At 70.1% G+C, this 15,595-nt stretch carries 12 protein-coding genes; 9 read left to right on the top strand and 3 right to left on the bottom strand.

Annotated features, from left to right (window positions below; translation table 11 throughout):
- Positions 1-9: 9 nt before the first annotated feature.
- From QTI33_RS04355 to QTI33_RS04345, 3 genes are all read right to left on the bottom strand, one after another.
- Entirely contained in the window at positions 10-1,449 is a 1,440-nt protein-coding gene (locus QTI33_RS04355) for a UdgX family uracil-DNA binding protein (protein WP_286504558.1), read from the bottom strand.
- Positions 1,449-2,711: a putative DNA modification/repair radical SAM protein gene (locus QTI33_RS04350; RefSeq protein ID WP_286504557.1), complete on the bottom strand. Its 1,263-nt coding sequence runs from the start codon at positions 2,709-2,711 to the stop codon at positions 1,449-1,451. The genes QTI33_RS04355 and QTI33_RS04350 overlap by 1 nt, the downstream gene beginning before the upstream one ends.
- Before the next feature lie 92 nt (positions 2,712-2,803).
- Positions 2,804-3,718, bottom strand: a complete 915-nt coding sequence (locus QTI33_RS04345; RefSeq protein WP_286504556.1) for a LysR family transcriptional regulator — start codon at positions 3,716-3,718, stop codon at positions 2,804-2,806.
- Positions 3,719-3,850: 132 nt separating this feature from the next.
- Between QTI33_RS04345 and QTI33_RS04340 the strand changes: the two genes are divergently transcribed.
- From QTI33_RS04340 to QTI33_RS04300, 9 genes are all read left to right on the top strand, one after another.
- Positions 3,851-5,974 carry a 3-hydroxyacyl-CoA dehydrogenase NAD-binding domain-containing protein gene (locus tag QTI33_RS04340; RefSeq protein ID WP_286504555.1) on the top strand — a complete coding sequence of 708 codons (2,124 nt, stop codon included), beginning with the start codon at positions 3,851-3,853 and terminating at the stop codon, positions 5,972-5,974.
- A 73-nt stretch (positions 5,975-6,047) separates the two neighbouring features.
- Entirely contained in the window at positions 6,048-7,238 is a 1,191-nt protein-coding gene (locus QTI33_RS04335; protein WP_286504554.1) for an acetyl-CoA C-acyltransferase, read from the top strand.
- Between the two features lie 10 nt (positions 7,239-7,248).
- Entirely contained in the window at positions 7,249-8,457 is a 1,209-nt protein-coding gene (locus QTI33_RS04330) for an acyl-CoA dehydrogenase family protein (protein WP_286504553.1), read from the top strand.
- A 136-nt stretch (positions 8,458-8,593) separates the two neighbouring features.
- Complete coding sequence (locus QTI33_RS04325; RefSeq protein WP_286504552.1) at positions 8,594-9,730, top strand: acyl-CoA dehydrogenase family protein; 1,137 nt, start codon at positions 8,594-8,596, stop codon at positions 9,728-9,730.
- Positions 9,730-10,929 carry a CaiB/BaiF CoA transferase family protein gene (locus QTI33_RS04320; RefSeq protein ID WP_286504551.1) on the top strand — a complete coding sequence of 400 codons (1,200 nt, stop codon included), beginning with the start codon at positions 9,730-9,732 and terminating at the stop codon, positions 10,927-10,929. Before QTI33_RS04325 ends, QTI33_RS04320 begins: the two co-directional genes overlap by 1 nt.
- A gap of 19 nt (positions 10,930-10,948) precedes the next feature.
- Positions 10,949-11,947, top strand: a complete 999-nt coding sequence (locus QTI33_RS04315) for a Bug family tripartite tricarboxylate transporter substrate binding protein (protein WP_286504550.1) — start codon at positions 10,949-10,951, stop codon at positions 11,945-11,947.
- 66 nt (positions 11,948-12,013) lie between these two features.
- A complete protein-coding gene (locus QTI33_RS04310; protein ID WP_286504549.1) occupies positions 12,014-13,933 on the top strand; it encodes an acyl-CoA synthetase in 1,920 nt (639 codons plus the stop codon).
- 39 nt (positions 13,934-13,972) lie between these two features.
- The gene (locus tag QTI33_RS04305) at positions 13,973-14,971 is read left to right on the top strand and encodes a Bug family tripartite tricarboxylate transporter substrate binding protein (protein WP_286504548.1); all 999 of its coding nucleotides are present in this window, start codon (positions 13,973-13,975) and stop codon (positions 14,969-14,971) included.
- A 30-nt stretch (positions 14,972-15,001) separates the two neighbouring features.
- Positions 15,002-15,595 (top strand): electron transfer flavoprotein subunit beta/FixA family protein (locus QTI33_RS04300; protein ID WP_286504547.1); only part of this gene is annotated, 594 nt, incomplete at its 3' end.

Below are 15,595 nucleotides of genomic sequence, written 5' to 3'. Positions count from 1 at the left end.
CGCCCGGCCTCAGTCCCGCTGCCGGGCGAGCGCCAGGTCGGCCAGCCAGCGCGCCCAGGCGGCCGCCCGCTGGTCGTCGGGCAGCCGCAGCAGCGCCGACGGATGCTGCGTCACGAAGACCGGCAGGCCATCGCTGCGCTCCGTGAGCCAGCTCCCGCGCTCGGCTTGCACGGCCACCGGCCGGCCGAGCAAGGCGCGGGCGGCAGTGGCGCCGAGCGCGACCAGCGCTCGCGGGCGGACCAGCGCGATCTCGTGCGCCAGCCAGCCGGCGCAAGCCTCGGCCTCGCGCTGGGCGGCGGTCTTGTGGATGCGGCGCTTGCCGCGCAGCTCGTACTTGAAGTGCTTGACGGCGTTGGCCAGGTAGACCGCATCGCGCGGCCAGCCCAGGCGCGCCATGGCCTGGTCGAGCAGCTGCCCGGCCGGACCGACGAAGGGCCGTCCGGCCAGGTCTTCCAGGTCGCCGGGCTGCTCGCCGACCAGCATGTGCGGCGGCTGCAGCGGTCCCTCGCCGCAGACCGCCTGCGTCGCCAGCGCACCGATCGGGCAGGCCCGGCAGGCGTTGGCGGCGAGACGCAGTTCGTCGATCGACTGCGGCACGGCGCCTTGCGCCGGCAGCGGATGCAGCGGGATCGGCGCCCGGATGCGCCGCGCCGGCGTCGGCGGCGCCTCGATCATGGCGCGGCTGCGCTCACCGGCCGCCGCCGACAGCGGCTCGATCAGCGCCGCCTCGGGCAGGTTGTGCCAGTAGCGGCGGGGCATCTCGCGCCGCATCATCGCGAGCTTGAGCCGGGCCGGGTTGAAGATGTGGGCGTAGTAGGTCAGCCAGAGCGACTCGCCGGCATCGGGCGGCGGCTTCTCGCGGCGGTCGGCGCCGGGGCCGAAGCGCAGCTCGGCGCCGTCCCATTCGACGCAGCGTTCGGGCGTCAGGATGGCCCAGCGCATGCGGGCGAAGCGGCGCATGAAGAACGGCGCATTGGCTTCGACGATGTGGTGCTCGGGCTCGAACCAGGCGACATGGCGATCGCCGTCGACGCGGGTGAAGCGCACGAAGGCCCGCATCTTGTGGATGTCGCGCCGGACCTCCCTGGCGAGTTGCTGCGCGCGCAGCATGTCGGCGTCGAGCGGATCGTGCCGCAGCGCCGGCTCGTGCAGCAGCCGCCACAAGAGCCGGTAGAGCAAGGTGAAGCGCTGGGGTTCGCCGTGCAGCAGGGCGTCGCCGCAGAGGGCCGCGAACGCGGCGGGCACCCGAGGCGCCGCGGGCGCCGCCACCGGGGGCCCGCCCTCGGCCGGCAAATCGGCCCAGAGCGCGCCCGACAGGCCGTGCTGCGCGGCGTCGTCCGACCAGTCGACCGCGCCGGGATCGACCCCTTGCGCGAGCAGCCGGCGGGCTTCGCGCCTGAAGCCTTCGCTGTCGGCCGCGCCGTCGAGCCGCACGCAGGTCCGGGGCATCAGAACAGGACCTCCTGCCGCTGACGGGCCTGGCGCGCCCGCGCCTCGCCATGCGCCCGGCCCGCCGCCGCCGGCCGATGGCCGTCGACCTGCACGAAGGGCAGCACCTTGCGCGCCGGCACGTGCAGCCGCTGCAGGTCCTCGGCGCGCAGGCGCCGCACGCGCCGGGCCTGCAGCAGGCTCGCGACCGCCTTGACGCCGAGGCCGGGCACGCGCAGCAGCCACTCGCGCGGCGCCGTGTTGAGGTCGACCGGAAAACGGTCTTCATGCGCCAGCGCCCAGGCCAGCTTGGGATCGACATCGAGCCGCAGCAGCCCGTCGGGCGCAGCCACGATCTCGTCGTGCGCGAAGCCGTAGAAACGCATCAGCCAGTCGGCCTGATACAGCCGGTGCTCCCGCATCAGCGGCGGCGCCTGCAGCGGCAAGGCGCGCGCCGCATCGGGAATCGGGCTGAAGGCCGAGTAGTACACGCGCTTCAGGCGGTAGGCGCCGTAGAGCGTGGCGCTCGACGCCAGGATGCCGCGGTCGTCGGTGGCGTCGGCGCCGACGATCATCTGCGTGCTCTGCCCGGCCGGCGCGAAGCGCGGCGGCTTCGCGGCGCGGGGCGAGGCCGACGGCAGCGCGCGGATCGGCAACACACGGCGGCTGGCGTCCTCGCGTTCGTCGATGTGCAGGCGCAGCCGCGCCATCGAGCGCCGGATCGCGCCCTCGTCCTTCTCGGGCGCCAGCGCCTTCAGGCCGGCGGCCGTCGGCAGCTCGACGTTGATGCTGAGGCGGTCGGCGTAGCGGCCGGCGCGCAGCAGCAGCTCGTCGCTGGCATCGGGGATGGTCTTCAGGTGGATGTAGCCGCGGAAGTCGTGGTCTTCGCGCAGGGCGCGGGCCACTTCGACCACCTGTTCCATCGTGTGGTCGGGCGACTTGATGATGCCGCTGGACAGGAACAGGCCCTCGATGCAGTTGCGGCGGTAGAAGTCGAGCGTGAGCTGCACCACCTCGTCGACGCGGAATCGCGCGCGCGGCACGTTGCTGGAGGCCCGGTTGACGCAGTAGAGGCAGTCGTACTGGCAGTGGTTGGTCAAGAGGATCTTGAGCAGCGAGATGCAGCGGCCGTCGGGCGCGTAGCTGTGGCAGATGCCGGCCCCCTCGGTCGAGCCGATGCCGCGGCCGTCGAGCGAGTCGCGCTTTCGGGTGCCGCTGGAGGCGCAGGAGGCGTCGTACTTGGCGGCGTCGGCGAGGATGGCGAGTTTCTGCTGGAGGTCCATGGCGGGCGCCGGATACTGGATGAATAACCAGTATTCTGACCGCGTTGCAAGACCCTCCGGGGCGCGCTGGCATCCGCGCGAAACGACGCCCGCTAGGTGGCCGGCGGCCCGGCGGCAGCGCCGCCACGCACCCGCTCCAGGATGAAATCGATGAAGGTCCGGATGGCCCGCGTGTGCTGCCGGTTCGGCATGTAGAGCATGTACATCCCGGTGCCGAAGATGCTGAGCCGCCAGTCGTCGAGCGTGGTCAGGACCTCGCCGCGCCGGATGTCGTCGAGCACCACGTAGTCCGGCACCAGCCCGATGCCCAGGCCGGCCAGGATGGCCTGGCGCAGAAACAGGAAGTTCTCGGAGATCAGCGTCGGTTCGAGGATCACCTCGCGCCGCTCCTCGCCCTGGTAGGCCGACACGCGCAACTGGCGGCCGACGACGGCCGAGGTCACCACCGGCGCGCCCTGCAACTGGTCGAGCTGGGTCGGCAGCCCGTTCGCCTCGGCATAGCCGCGCGATGCGCAGGCCACGTAGCGCACCGGCCCGAGTTCGCGCGCCACCAGGTTCTGCGGCGGCTCGGGGATCACGCGGATCGCGATGTCGACCTCGTCGCGCAGCAGGTCCTCGATGCGGTTCTCGAACAGCACGTCGAGCACGATGCCCGGGTACATCCGCTTGAAGTCGATCAGCCAGCCCGACATCACGAGCTGGCCGTAGCCGCTCGGCACGCTCAGGCGCACCCGCCCCTGCAGGCTCTGGCCCAGCGTGGTGACCGACTCCCGCGCCGCCAGCAACTCGCCCTGGATCGCCAGGCCGTGCTGGTACAGGCGCAGGCCGATCTCGGTCGGCTCGGCGCGCCGCGTGGTGCGGCGCACCAGCTGGGCGCCGACCGAGCGCTCGAGCTGGTTCAGGTGGTAGCTGACATTGGCGCGGCTCATCTTCAGCCGGCGCGCGGCCGCGCTCAGGTTGCCGGCGTCGAGGATCTCGACCAGCAGGGTCAGCGATTGCAGGTCCATGGCGATCAATTGTGTCAAAAATCCTTTGACAGTCTGTCAATGGCCAATGCAATTGTCAAAGACCGGAGCCGGATCAAGAATGCGGGGTTCATCCCGGGATGAACCGTCCTCTCAAGCAATCGGAGACATGCCATGGCCCAGACCACCCCCTCTTCCGCCTCCCCCGTGAGCTTCACGCGCCAAGCCGACGTGCTGGTCGTGACCATCGACAACCCGCCGGTCAACGCGTTGGGCGTCGACGTGCGGCGCGGCCTGGCCGCCGCGATCGCCGCGGCCGAGGCCGACGGCGAAGCGAAGGCCGTGCTGATCGTCGGTGCCGGACGCAACTTCATCGCCGGCGCCGACATCCGCGAGTTCGGCCAGACCCCGCAGCCGCCGTCGCTGCCCGAGGTCTGCCTGGCGATCGAGAACTGCAGCAAGCCGGTGGTGGCCGCGATCCAGGGCGCAGCGCTGGGCGGCGGGCTCGAGATCGCGCTGTCCGCCCACTACCGCCTGGCCGTGCCCTCGGCCAAGCTGGGCCTGCCCGAAGTCGCGCTGGGCCTGCTGCCCGGCTCCGGCGGCACGCAGCGCGCGCCGCGCCTGATCGGCGCCAAGGCGGCGCTCGAACTGATCCTCAGCGGCCGCCACGCCGGCGCCAAGGAAGCGCTGGCGCTGGGCCTGGTCGACCGCCTGGGCGAAGGCACCGACGCCCTGCCCGAAGGCCTGGCCTATGCCCGTGAACTGATCGCCGCCCGAGCGCCGGTGCGCCGCACCCGCGACGCCCAGGCACTGGCCGATGCCGAAGCCAGCCGCGCCGCGCTGGAAGCCGCACGCGCCGACACCGCGAAGAAGAGCCGCGGCCTGTTCTCGCCGATGAAGATCATCGAAGCTGTCGAAGCCGCCCTCACCAAGCCCTTCGACGAAGGCATGGCGCTCGAACGCAAATTGTTCCTGCAATGCATCGACAGCCCGCAGCGCGCCGGCCTGATCCACGCCTTCTTCGCCGAGCGCGAAGTGCTCAAGGCCCCCGAGACCAAGGCCGCCAAGCCGCGCGCCCTGGACTCGGCCGGCATCATCGGCGGCGGCACCATGGGCGCCGGCATCGCGGTGGCGATGCTCGACGCCGGCGTGCCGGTCACGATGATCGAGCGCGACGATGTGCAACTGGCGCGCGGCCGCGCCAACGTCGAGAAGGTCTACGACGGCCTGGTCAAGAAGGGCCGCATGACGCCCGAGGCCAAGGACGGCGTGATGGCGCGCTTCTCGGGCTCGACCTCCTACGATGCGCTCGCCAAGGCCGACATCGTGGTCGAAGCGGTGTTCGAGGACATGGCGGTCAAGAAGGCCGTGTTCGCGGAACTCGACCGCGTCTGCAAGCCCGGCGCGGTGCTGGCCACCAACACCTCCTACCTCGACATCGACGAGATCGCGGCCAGCGTCTCGCGGCCCGGCGACGTGGTCGGCCTGCACTTCTTCTCGCCGGCCAACATCATGAAGCTGCTCGAGATCGTGGTGCCGGCCCAGGTCAGCGCCGACGTGGTCGCGACCGGCTTCGAGCTGGCGAAAAAGCTCAAGAAGGTGCCGGTGCGCGCCGGCGTCTGCGACGGCTTCATCGGCAACCGCATCCTCGCGGTGTACCGCCAGGCCGCCGACCACATGATGGAAGACGGCGCCTCGCCCTACGAGATCGACGCCGCGGTGCGCAACTTCGGCTACCCGATGGGCCCGTTCCAGGTCTCGGACCTGGCCGGCGGCGATATCGGCTGGGCCACGCGCAAGCGCAAGGCCGCCACCCGCGACCCCCAGGCGCGTTACGTTCAGGTGGCCGACCGCATCTGCGAACGCGGCTGGTTCGGCCAGAAAACCCAGCGCGGCTACTACCTCTACCCCGAAGGCGCGCGCACCGGCCAGCCCGATCCCGAAGTGCTGGCCATCATCGATGCCGAGCGCCAGCGCGCCGGCATCACGCCGCGCAGCTTCAGCGAGGACGAGATCATGCGCCGCTACATGGCGGCCATGGTCAACGAGGGCGCCAACGTCGTGCACCAGCGCATCGCGCTCAGGCCGCTCGACGTCGACGTGACCTTCCTGTACGGCTACGGCTTCCCGCGCTTCCGCGGCGGTCCGATGAAGTACGCCGACATGGTGGGCCTTCCGAAGGTGCTGGCCGACATCCGGGAGTTCGCCCAGCAGGACCCCGTGTTCTGGAAGCCCTCGCCGCTGCTGGTCGAGCTGGTCGAACGCGGCGCGGATTTCGCCAGCCTCAATCAAGACTGAGACCTTGCGGGACAGACCAACAAACTGCGAAGCAGTTTTTGCCCTGTCCTCAACTGACTAAGGAGCCATCACCATGCGCGAAGCCGTCATCGTTTCCACCGCCCGCACCCCGCTCACCAAGGCGCACCGCGGCGAATTCAACATCACCTCCGGCGCCACGCTGGCCGCCTTCGCGGTCAAGGCCGCGGTCGAGCGCTCGGGCCTGGACCCGGCGCTGATCGAGGACGCGATCCTCGGCTGCGGCTACCCCGAAGGCACGACCGGGCGCAACATCGCGCGCCAGAGCATCGTCCGCGCCGGCCTGCCGATCTCGATCGCCGGCACCACGGTCAACCGCTTCTGCGCCTCGGGCCTGCAGGCGATCGCCATCGCGGCCGGCCGCATCGTGGTCGACGGCGCCCCGGCGATGATCGCCGGCGGCGTCGAGAGCATCTCGCAGATCCGCAGCCGCAGCGCCACCGATGCCGGCGACAGCGGCATCGACCCCTGGATCCAGGAACACAAGCCGGCGCTCTACATGGCGATGATCGAGACCGCCGACATCGTGGCCCAGCGCTACAAGATCGGCCGCGAGGCGCAAGACCGCTTCTCGGCCGAAAGCCAGCGCAAGACCGAAGAAGCGCAGCTGGCCGGCCGCTACAAGGAAGAGATCGTGGCCTGCACCACCACGATGGCCGTGACCGACAAGGAAACCAAGGCCGTCACGCAGCGCGAAGTGACCGCCACCGAGGACAACTGCAACCGCCGCGGCACCACCTACGAGGCGCTGGCCAAGCTGCAGCCCGTGATGGGCGCCGACAAGTTCATCACCGCCGGCAATGCCTCGCAGCTGTCGGACGGGGCCTCGGCCTGCGTGCTGATGGAAGCCAAGGACGCCGAGCGCGCCAACCTGAAGCCGCTGGGCGCCTTCCGCGGCCTCGCGGTGGCCGGCTGCGAGCCCGACGAGATGGGCATCGGCCCGGTGTTCGCGGTGCCCAAGCTGCTGGCGCGCCACGGTCTCAAGGTCGACGACATCGACCTGTGGGAGCTCAACGAGGCCTTCGCCTCGCAATCGATCTACTGCCAGGAAAAGCTGGGCATTCCGTCGGAGCGGCTCAACGTCGACGGCGGCGCGATCTCGATCGGCCACCCCTTCGGCATGACCGGCGCGCGGCTCGCGGGCCACGTGCTGATCGAGGGCAAGCGGCGCGGCGCGAAGTACGCGGTCGTCACGATGTGCATCGCCGGCGGCATGGGGGCTGCGGGATTGTTCGAAATCTACTGAGACATCAGCGATGGACTTGAATTTCACTCCCCAAGAAGAAGGCTTCCGCAGCGAAGTGCGCGCCTTCCTGGCCGACAAGCTGCCGGCCCGCCTCTCCGACAAGGTCGCCACCGGCAAGCACCTCTCGAAGGCCGACATGCAGGAATGGCACGCCATCCTCAACGCCCGCGGCTGGCTCGCCAACCACTGGCCCGAGCAGTACGGCGGCCCGGGCTGGAGCGCGATCGAGAAGTTCATCTTCGAGAACGAATGCGCGCTGGCCCATGCGCCGCGCATCGTGCCCTTCGGCGTCAACATGCTCGGCCCGGTGCTGATCAAGTACGGCAACGAGGCGCAGAAGCGCCACTGGCTGCCGCGCATCCTCGACGGCAGCGACTGGTGGTGCCAGGGCTACTCCGAACCCGGCGCGGGCTCCGACCTGGCCTCGGTCAAGACCCAGGCGGTGCGGGGCATCGATGCCCAGGGGGACCACTACATCGTCAACGGCCAGAAGACCTGGACCACCCTCGGCCAGCACGCCGACATGATCTTCTGCCTGGTGCGCACCAACCGCGAGGCCAAGAAGCAGGAAGGCATCAGCTTCCTCTTGATCGACATGAAGTCGCCCGGCGTCGAGGTGCGCCCGATCATCACGCTCGACGGCGAGCACGAGGTCAACGAGGTGTTCTTCTCCGATGTGCGGGTGCCGGCCGAGAACCTCGTCGGCGAGGAGGACAAGGGCTGGACCTGCGCCAAGTACCTGCTGACCTACGAGCGCACCAACATCGCGGGCGTCGGCTTCTCGGTGGCCGCGCTGGCGCAGCTCAAGGCGATCGCTGCCAGGCAGACGAAGAACGGCCGGCCGCTGGCCGACGATCCCGCCTTCGCCGCCCGCCTGGCCAAGGTCGAGATCGACCTCGAGAACATGAAGACCACCAACCTGCGCGTGATCGCGGCCGTGGCCGGCGGCGGCGTGCCGGGGGCCGAGAGCTCGATGCTGAAGATCCGCGGCACCGAGATCCGGCAGGAGATCTCGTCGCTGGCGCGGCGCGCGATGGGCGCGCAGGCGCGGCCCTTCGTGGCCGAGGCGCTCGAGGGCGGCTTCGAGGGCGTTCCCTTCGGCCCCGAGTACGCTGCCGCCGCGGCAGCGCGCTATTTCAACAACCGCAAGCTGTCGATCTTCGGCGGCTCCAACGAAATCCAGAAGAACATCATCTCCAAGATGATCCTCGGGTTGTGATGGCACACCCCCAGGTTGGCTCACTTCGTGTAGCCGCCCACCCCCTTGCAGGGGGCAATACCAGCGGCCCGGCAAAGCCGGTTCCGCGGTATTCCTGGAATGAGACAAATCGCGCACCGCGCGCCGGAGTATGGGTATGAATTTCGAACACAGCGAAGACCGGCGCATGCTCGCCGACAGCATGAACCGCTTCATCGCGGAACAATACGCCTTCGACACCCGCGACCGCATCGCCAAGTCGCCCGAGGGCTTCAGCGCCGAGATCTGGCGCCAGTTCGCCGAGCTCGGCGTGATCGGCGCGCTGTTCGGCGAGGCCGACGGCGGCTACGGCGGCGGCGGCTTCGACATCGCGGTGGTCTTCGAGGCGCTGGGCCGCGGCCTGGTGGTCGAGCCGCTCTTGGGCGCGGTGATGGCCGGCGAGGCGATCTCCGCCGCCGGCAGCGCGGCGCAGAAGAGCCTGCTGGCCGAGATCATCGGCGGCACCACCGTCGCGGCGCTGGCCCACGACGAAGACGGCGGCCACTACGAACTCGCACGCGTCCAGACCCGCGCCGTGCGCAGCGGCGATGGCTGGGTGCTCGATGGCGCCAAGGTCGTGGTGCAGCAGGGTGCGCAGGCGAAGCTGTTCGTGGTCTCGGCGCGCACCGCGGGTACGGTCGACGACGAAGCCGGCATCTCGCTGTTCCTGGTGCCGGCGAAGACGGCCGGCCTGACGGTGCGGGACTGCCCCGCGATCGACGGCGGCCGCGTGGCCGAACTGCGCTTCGACAAGCTCGCGCTCGGCGCCGACGCCCTGCTCGGCACCGAAGGCCAGGGCCACGCCACGCTGGAGCGCGCCGTTGCCCGCGGCCTGCTGGCCCTGTGCGCCGAATCGCTCGGCGCCATGGAAGCGGCCAAGGCGGCCACGCTCGACTACCTGCGCACCCGCAAGCAGTTCGGCCTGCTGATCGGCAGCTTCCAGGCCCTGCAGCACCGCATGGCCGACCTGCTGCTCGAGATCGAGCAGGCCCGCTCGGCCGTCATCAACGCCGCGGCCGCGATCGATGCCGACCGCCTGACGCGCGAGCGCGCCGTGTCGGCGGCCAAGTTCAGCATCGGGCGCATCGGCGCGCGGGTGGCCGAAGAGAGCATCCAGCTGCACGGCGGCATCGGCATGACCTGGGAACTGCCCCTGGCCCACTACGCCAAGCGGCTGGTGATGATCGACCACCAGCTCGGCGACGAGGACCACCACCTGCAGCGCTACATCGCGCTCGGCAAGGAGCTGCACTGATGACCGGCGCCCTGCCCCTGTCCGGCGTCCGCGTCCTCGACCTCTCGCGCATCCTGGCCGGCCCCTGGTGCGGCATGGTGCTGGCCGACTTCGGCGCCGAGGTGATCAAGGTGGAGCATCCGGTGCGCGGTGACGACACCCGCGACTGGGGCCTGCGCGTGGGCAAGACCGAGACCGCCTACTTCAACAGCGTCAACCGCAACAAGCGCTCGGTCGCCATCGACCTGCAGACCGCCGAAGGCCAGGAGATCGTGCGCGAGCTGGTCAAGAAGAGCGACGTGCTGATCCAGAACTTCAAGTTCGGCGGCATCGACAAGCTCGGCCTCGGCTACGAGGCGCTGCGCGAGATCAATCCCGGGCTGATCTATTGCTCGATCTCGGGCTACGACCGCACCGGCCCCGAGGCCGCGCGGCCGGGCTACGACCTGGTGGTGCAAGGCGAGGCCGGCCTGATGGCGATGAACGGCGAGGCCGACCAGCCGCCGCTCAAGTTCGGCGTCGCCGCGGTCGACCTGTTCACCGGCATGTACTCGGCCCAAGCCATCCTCGCGGCCCTGTTCGAACGCCAGAAGACCGGCCGTGGCCGCCACGTCGAGATGGCGCTGTTCGACTGCGGCCTGATGATCACCGCCTACTACGGCCTGGAGGCGCTGCTGCTGGGCGAAGACCCGCCGCGCTACGGCAACGCCCACCCGTCGATCGTGCCCTACGGCGTGTTCGACGCCGAGGACGGCCCGCTGGTCATCACGGTCGGCAACAACAGCCAGTTCGCGCGCTTCTGCACCGACGTGATCGAACGGCCCGACCTCGCGGCCGACGAGCGCTTCAAGACCAACATCCTGCGCGCCGCGAACCGGGCGGCGCTGATGCCCGAGATCAACCGCGAGCTCGGCCGCCGCAAGCGCGGCGCGCTGCTTGCGCAGCTGGCGCGCGCGGGCATCCCGTGCGGCGAGGTGCTCGGACTGCTCGAGGCGCTGCAATCCAAGCGCGCCACCGAGGCCGGTCTGGTGACCACCCAGCCGCACCCGGTGGCCGGCACGGTCAACGTGCTGGCGCCCCCCTACCGCTTCGACGGCGAGCGGCTGCCGGTGCGCAACGCGCCGCCCCAGCTCGGCGAAGGCACGCACGACGTGCTCCAGTCGCTGCTCGGCCTTTCCGACGACAAGCTTTCCCAACTGAAATCCCTCGGCGTCCTCTGACGCCATCGAAACCTGCCCGATGTCTTCCCGCTTTCCCGCTTCCCTTCGCAACCCGGCGCGCCGTGCCCTGCTCGCCCTGGCCCTGCCGCTCATCGCCGGCGGCGCCTTCGCCCAGGCTTTCCCGGCCAAGCCGATCACGATCATCGTGCCCTTCCCGGCCGGCGGCCCGACCGACGTCGCGACCCGCATCATCGGCCAGAAGATGGCCCAGGGCCTCAAGCAGCCGGTCCTGATCGACAACCGCGGCGGCGCCTCGGGCACCATCGGCGCAGCCATCGCGGCCAAGGCCGCACCCGACGGCTACACGCTCGTGATGCTGGCCACGCCGACCCTGCTGGCCGGCCATCTCTATGGCCCGACCAGCTACGACATCTTCAAGAACTTCACGCCGGTCGGCACCACCTACGACCTGCCGATCGTGATGGTCGTGAACCCCAAGTCGCTGCCCGATGTCACCGGCCTGCAGCCGCTGATCGCCAAGGCCAAGGCCGACGGCGGCAAGTTCAACTACACCACCGCGGGCGCCGGCAGCTTCGGCCACCTGACGACCGAAAGCCTGAAGAACGTCGGCCACTTCGACATGCAGCACGTGCCCTACCGCGGCAGCGCGCCGGCCGTGACCGACCTGATCGGCGGCCAGGTGCCGATGATGTTCTCGGACCTGATCGCGGTGCTGCCGCACATCCGTTCGGGCACCCTGCGCGCGATCGCGGTCGGCTCGTCCAAGCGCCTCGGCCTGCTGCCCGACGTGAAGACCGTCGCCGAACAGGGCTTCCCCGGTTTCGATGCGACTTCGTGGGGCGGCATGCTGGCGCCGGCCGGCACGCCCAAGGACGTGATCGCGCGCCTGAACGCGGAACTCAAGAAGGCGCTGGCCGACAAGGAAGTGCAGGACAAGCTCGAAGGCGTGGGCACCTTCGCGGCCTTCCAGACGCCCGAGCAGATGACGGCCCGCATGCGCCAGGACCACGAGCGCTGGGGCAAGGTGATCCGCGACAACAACATCAAGAACCAGTAGCCGACGGTAGGCGCCGCGGCCCGCGCGGCGCATGATCGCGCAACGACATTTGCAGGAGACAGGACCATGAGCGCAGCGCCCTTTCGCGCATCGTTTCCGATTCGCAGCCTCGACGACATCCGAAAGCTCGAGGCCGCGCCGCTGGCCGACGCGCTCACGGTGCGCAGCACCTACGAGATCTTCCGCAACGCCGGCGCGGCCTTCGGCGACAAGACGGCGCTGACCTTCCTGCGCACCGGCGACCCGGCCGACGCGCCGATCCGCTGGTCCTATGCGCAGCTGCTGGCCGGCATCCACCAGACCGCGAACCTGCTGCACCGGCTCGGGGTCGGGCCCGACGACGCGGTGGCGGTGCTGCTGCCGGGCTGCCTCGACTACCACCTGGCGCTCTGGGGCGGCGAGGCGGCCGGCATCGTGCAGCCGCTCAATCCGCTGCTGACCGACGAGAAGCTGGTGGCGCTGATGACCGCGGGCCGCGCCAAGGTGCTGATCGCCTACGGCTCGGACGCCGAGTCCGGCATGTGGTCGAAGGCGATGCGCCTGCGCGGCCAGGTCCCCACCCTGAGCACGGTGCTGCGGGTGGCGCCGCACGACGAGGCGCCCGGCAGCGCCGGCGACCTGCCCGCGGGCGTGGCCGACTTCGGCGCCCTGCGCGCCGCCGAGCCCGACGACCGGCTGGCGAGCGGCCGCGACATCCAGCCGGGCGACATCGCCGCCTACTTCCACACCGGCGGCACCACCGGCGCCCCGAAACTCGCGCGCCACAGCCACGGCGCGCAGGTGTTCACGGCCTGGGCCAGCGTCAACATGACCGGCCAGGGGCCGAACGATGCTTCGATCAACGGCTACCCGCTGTTCCATGTCGCCGGCGTGCTGCCGGCCTCCCTGGCCTCGCTGTCGGCCGGCGTCGAGGTGATCATCCCGACCACCGCGCTGCTGCGCAACAAGCAGGTGCTGGCGAACTACTGGCGGCTGGTCGAGACCTACCGGCCGACGTCGCTGTCGGCGGTGCCCACGGTGCTCGCGGCGCTGGCCAACGTGCCGCTGGACGGCGCCGACATCTCGTCGATCCACTACTGCCGCACCGGCGCCGCGGTGCTGGCGCCCGAGCTTGCGGCCCGCTTCGAGCGGCTGTTCGGCCTGCACGTGCACGAGAGCCTGGGCATGACGGAGATGGCCGGCATCTCGACCATCACGCCGCCCGGCGTGGTCGGGCCGGCGGGCTGCGTCGGCTTCCGGCTGCCCTATTCGCAGCTGCGCATCGTGGCGCTCGACGCCGACGGCAACGCCAGCGAGCGCGACCTGCCCGCAGGCGAGCAAGGCATGGTGCTGTTCAAGTCGCCCAACCTGTTCTCGGGCTTCGTCGATCCGGCCGACAACGCGAAAGCCTTCACGGCCGACGGCTGGCTCGCCACCGGCGACCTCGGCTGGCTCGACGGCGAAGGACGCCTGAACCTCAGCGGCCGCTCCAAGGACCTGATCATCCGCAGCGGCCACAACATCGATCCGAAGGTGATCGAGGACGCGCTCGGCGCCCACCCCGCGGTGCAGCTGTGCGCCGCGGTCGGCGCGCCCGATGCCTACGCCGGCGAACTGCCGGTGGTGTTCGCGACCCTGATCCCCGGCGCTTCGGCCAGCGAAGCCGAACTGCTCGACTTCACCGCCGCGCGGGTCGACGAGGCGCCCGCCAAGCCGCGTTCGGTGATCGTGATCGAGGCCATGCCGATGACCAATGTCGGCAAGATCTACAAGCCCGAGCTGCGCGCGATGGCCGCCCGCCGGGTGGCCGAGGCGATGGTCGGCGAGGCCTGCGCCGCACTGGGCCTGGACGCAGCGGCCCGGCCGCAGGTCGAGGCCGATGGCGACACCGCGCTCAAGGTGCGCATCGATGCCGCGGCCGCGGGCGCACAGGCCGAGCCGCTGCGCCAGCAGTTGCAGCAGGCGCTGGGCCGGCTGCCTTTCAAGACGCAGGTCGTCCTGCAATAGCGACCGCTCCCTGACAAGCCAACGAACCTGGAGACACCCATGACCCCATCGACCACGACCCGCCGGGCCTGGCTCTGCGCCGCCGCCTCGGCCGCCGCGCTGTGCGGCCTCTCGGCGGCCCAGGCGCAGCCCGCCTGGCCCAGCAAGCCGATCAAGATGGTCGTTCCCTTCGCCGCCGGCGGCGCCACCGACGTGCTGGCCCGCGTGATCGGCGAGAAGCTGGCGGCCGGCCTGGGCCAGCCCGTGATCATCGACAACAAGCCCGGTGCCGCCGGCATCATCGGCACCGACGCGGTCGCCAAGGCGGCGCCGGACGGCTACACCATCGTGCTGTCGCTGAGCAATTCGCTGTTGACCAACCAGTTCCTGTACGAGAAGCTGCCCTACGACACGCAGCGCGACCTGACGCTGGTCTACCAGATCGCGATGGCGCCGCTGGTGCTGGTGGTGCATCCGAGCGTGCCGGTCAAGACCGGCCCCGAACTGCTCAAGTACGTGAGCGAGAACAAGGGCAAGCTGGCCTACGGCTCCTATGGCGTGGGTGCCTATCCGCACCTGGCCGGCGCCCACATGAGCCTGACGCAGAAGGCCGACATGAACCATGTCGCCTACAAGGGCGAGGCACCGATGCTGCAGGACCTGATCGGCGGCCAGATCCAGATGGCCTACGCCAGCGCGCTGGTGGCCAAGCCGCACATCGAGGCCGGCAAGCTCAAGGCCATCGGCGTTACCGGCGAACGCCGGATGAGCACGCTGCCCAATGTGCCGACGCTGGCCGAACAGGGCCTGAAGGACGAGGCCTACCGGGTCACCGGCTGGCTGGCGATCGCGGCGCCGGCCAACACGCCGAAGCCGATCGTGCAGCGGCTGGCCGACGAGGTGCGCAAGGCGACGCAGCAGCCCGACGTGCAGGCCAAGGTCGCGGCGATGGGCTTCGAGATCAAGGACAGCTCGCCCGAGGCCTTCGCGGCCGCCTACCAGAAGGAGCGCCCGATCTGGGAGCGCCTGATCAAGCAGTCGGGCGCCAAGCTCGAGTGAATTCACATCAAGACTGAAGGAGTGCCAACCATGAAGATCCTTGTTCCCGTCAAACGGGTCGTCGACTACAACGTGAAGGTGCGCGTGAAGAGCGACGGCACCGGCGTCGACATTGCCAACGTCAAGATGAGCATGAACCCCTTCGACGAGATCGCCGTCGAAGAGGCGGTGCGCCTGAAGGAGAAGGGCGCCGCCACCGAGATCATCGCGGTCTCGTGCGGCGATGCGAAGTGCCAGGAAACCCTGCGCACCGCGATGGCCATCGGTGCGGATCGCGGCATCCTGGTCGAGACCACCGAGGAGCTGCAGCCCCTTGCAGTCGCCAAGCTGCTGAAGGCGCTGGTCGACAAGGAGCAGCCCGGCCTGATCATCCTGGGCAAGCAGGCGATCGACGACGACGCCAACCAGACCGGGCAGATGCTGGCCGCGCTGGCGGACCTGCCGCAGGCCACCTTCGCATCGAAGGTGGAAGTCGCCGGCGACAAGGTCAACGTGACCCGTGAAGTCGATGGCGGCCTGGAGACCATTTCTCTTTCGGTGCCCGCGGTCATCACGACCGACCTGCGCCTGAACGAGCCGCGCTATGTGACGCTGCCGAACATCATGAAGGCCAAGAAGAAGCAG

This window comes from Variovorax davisae (assembly GCF_030316845.1).
Taxonomy (GTDB): Bacteria; Pseudomonadota; Gammaproteobacteria; order Burkholderiales; family Burkholderiaceae_C; genus Variovorax; species Variovorax davisae.
This window is presented reverse-complemented; position numbering and strand designations above follow the sequence as displayed.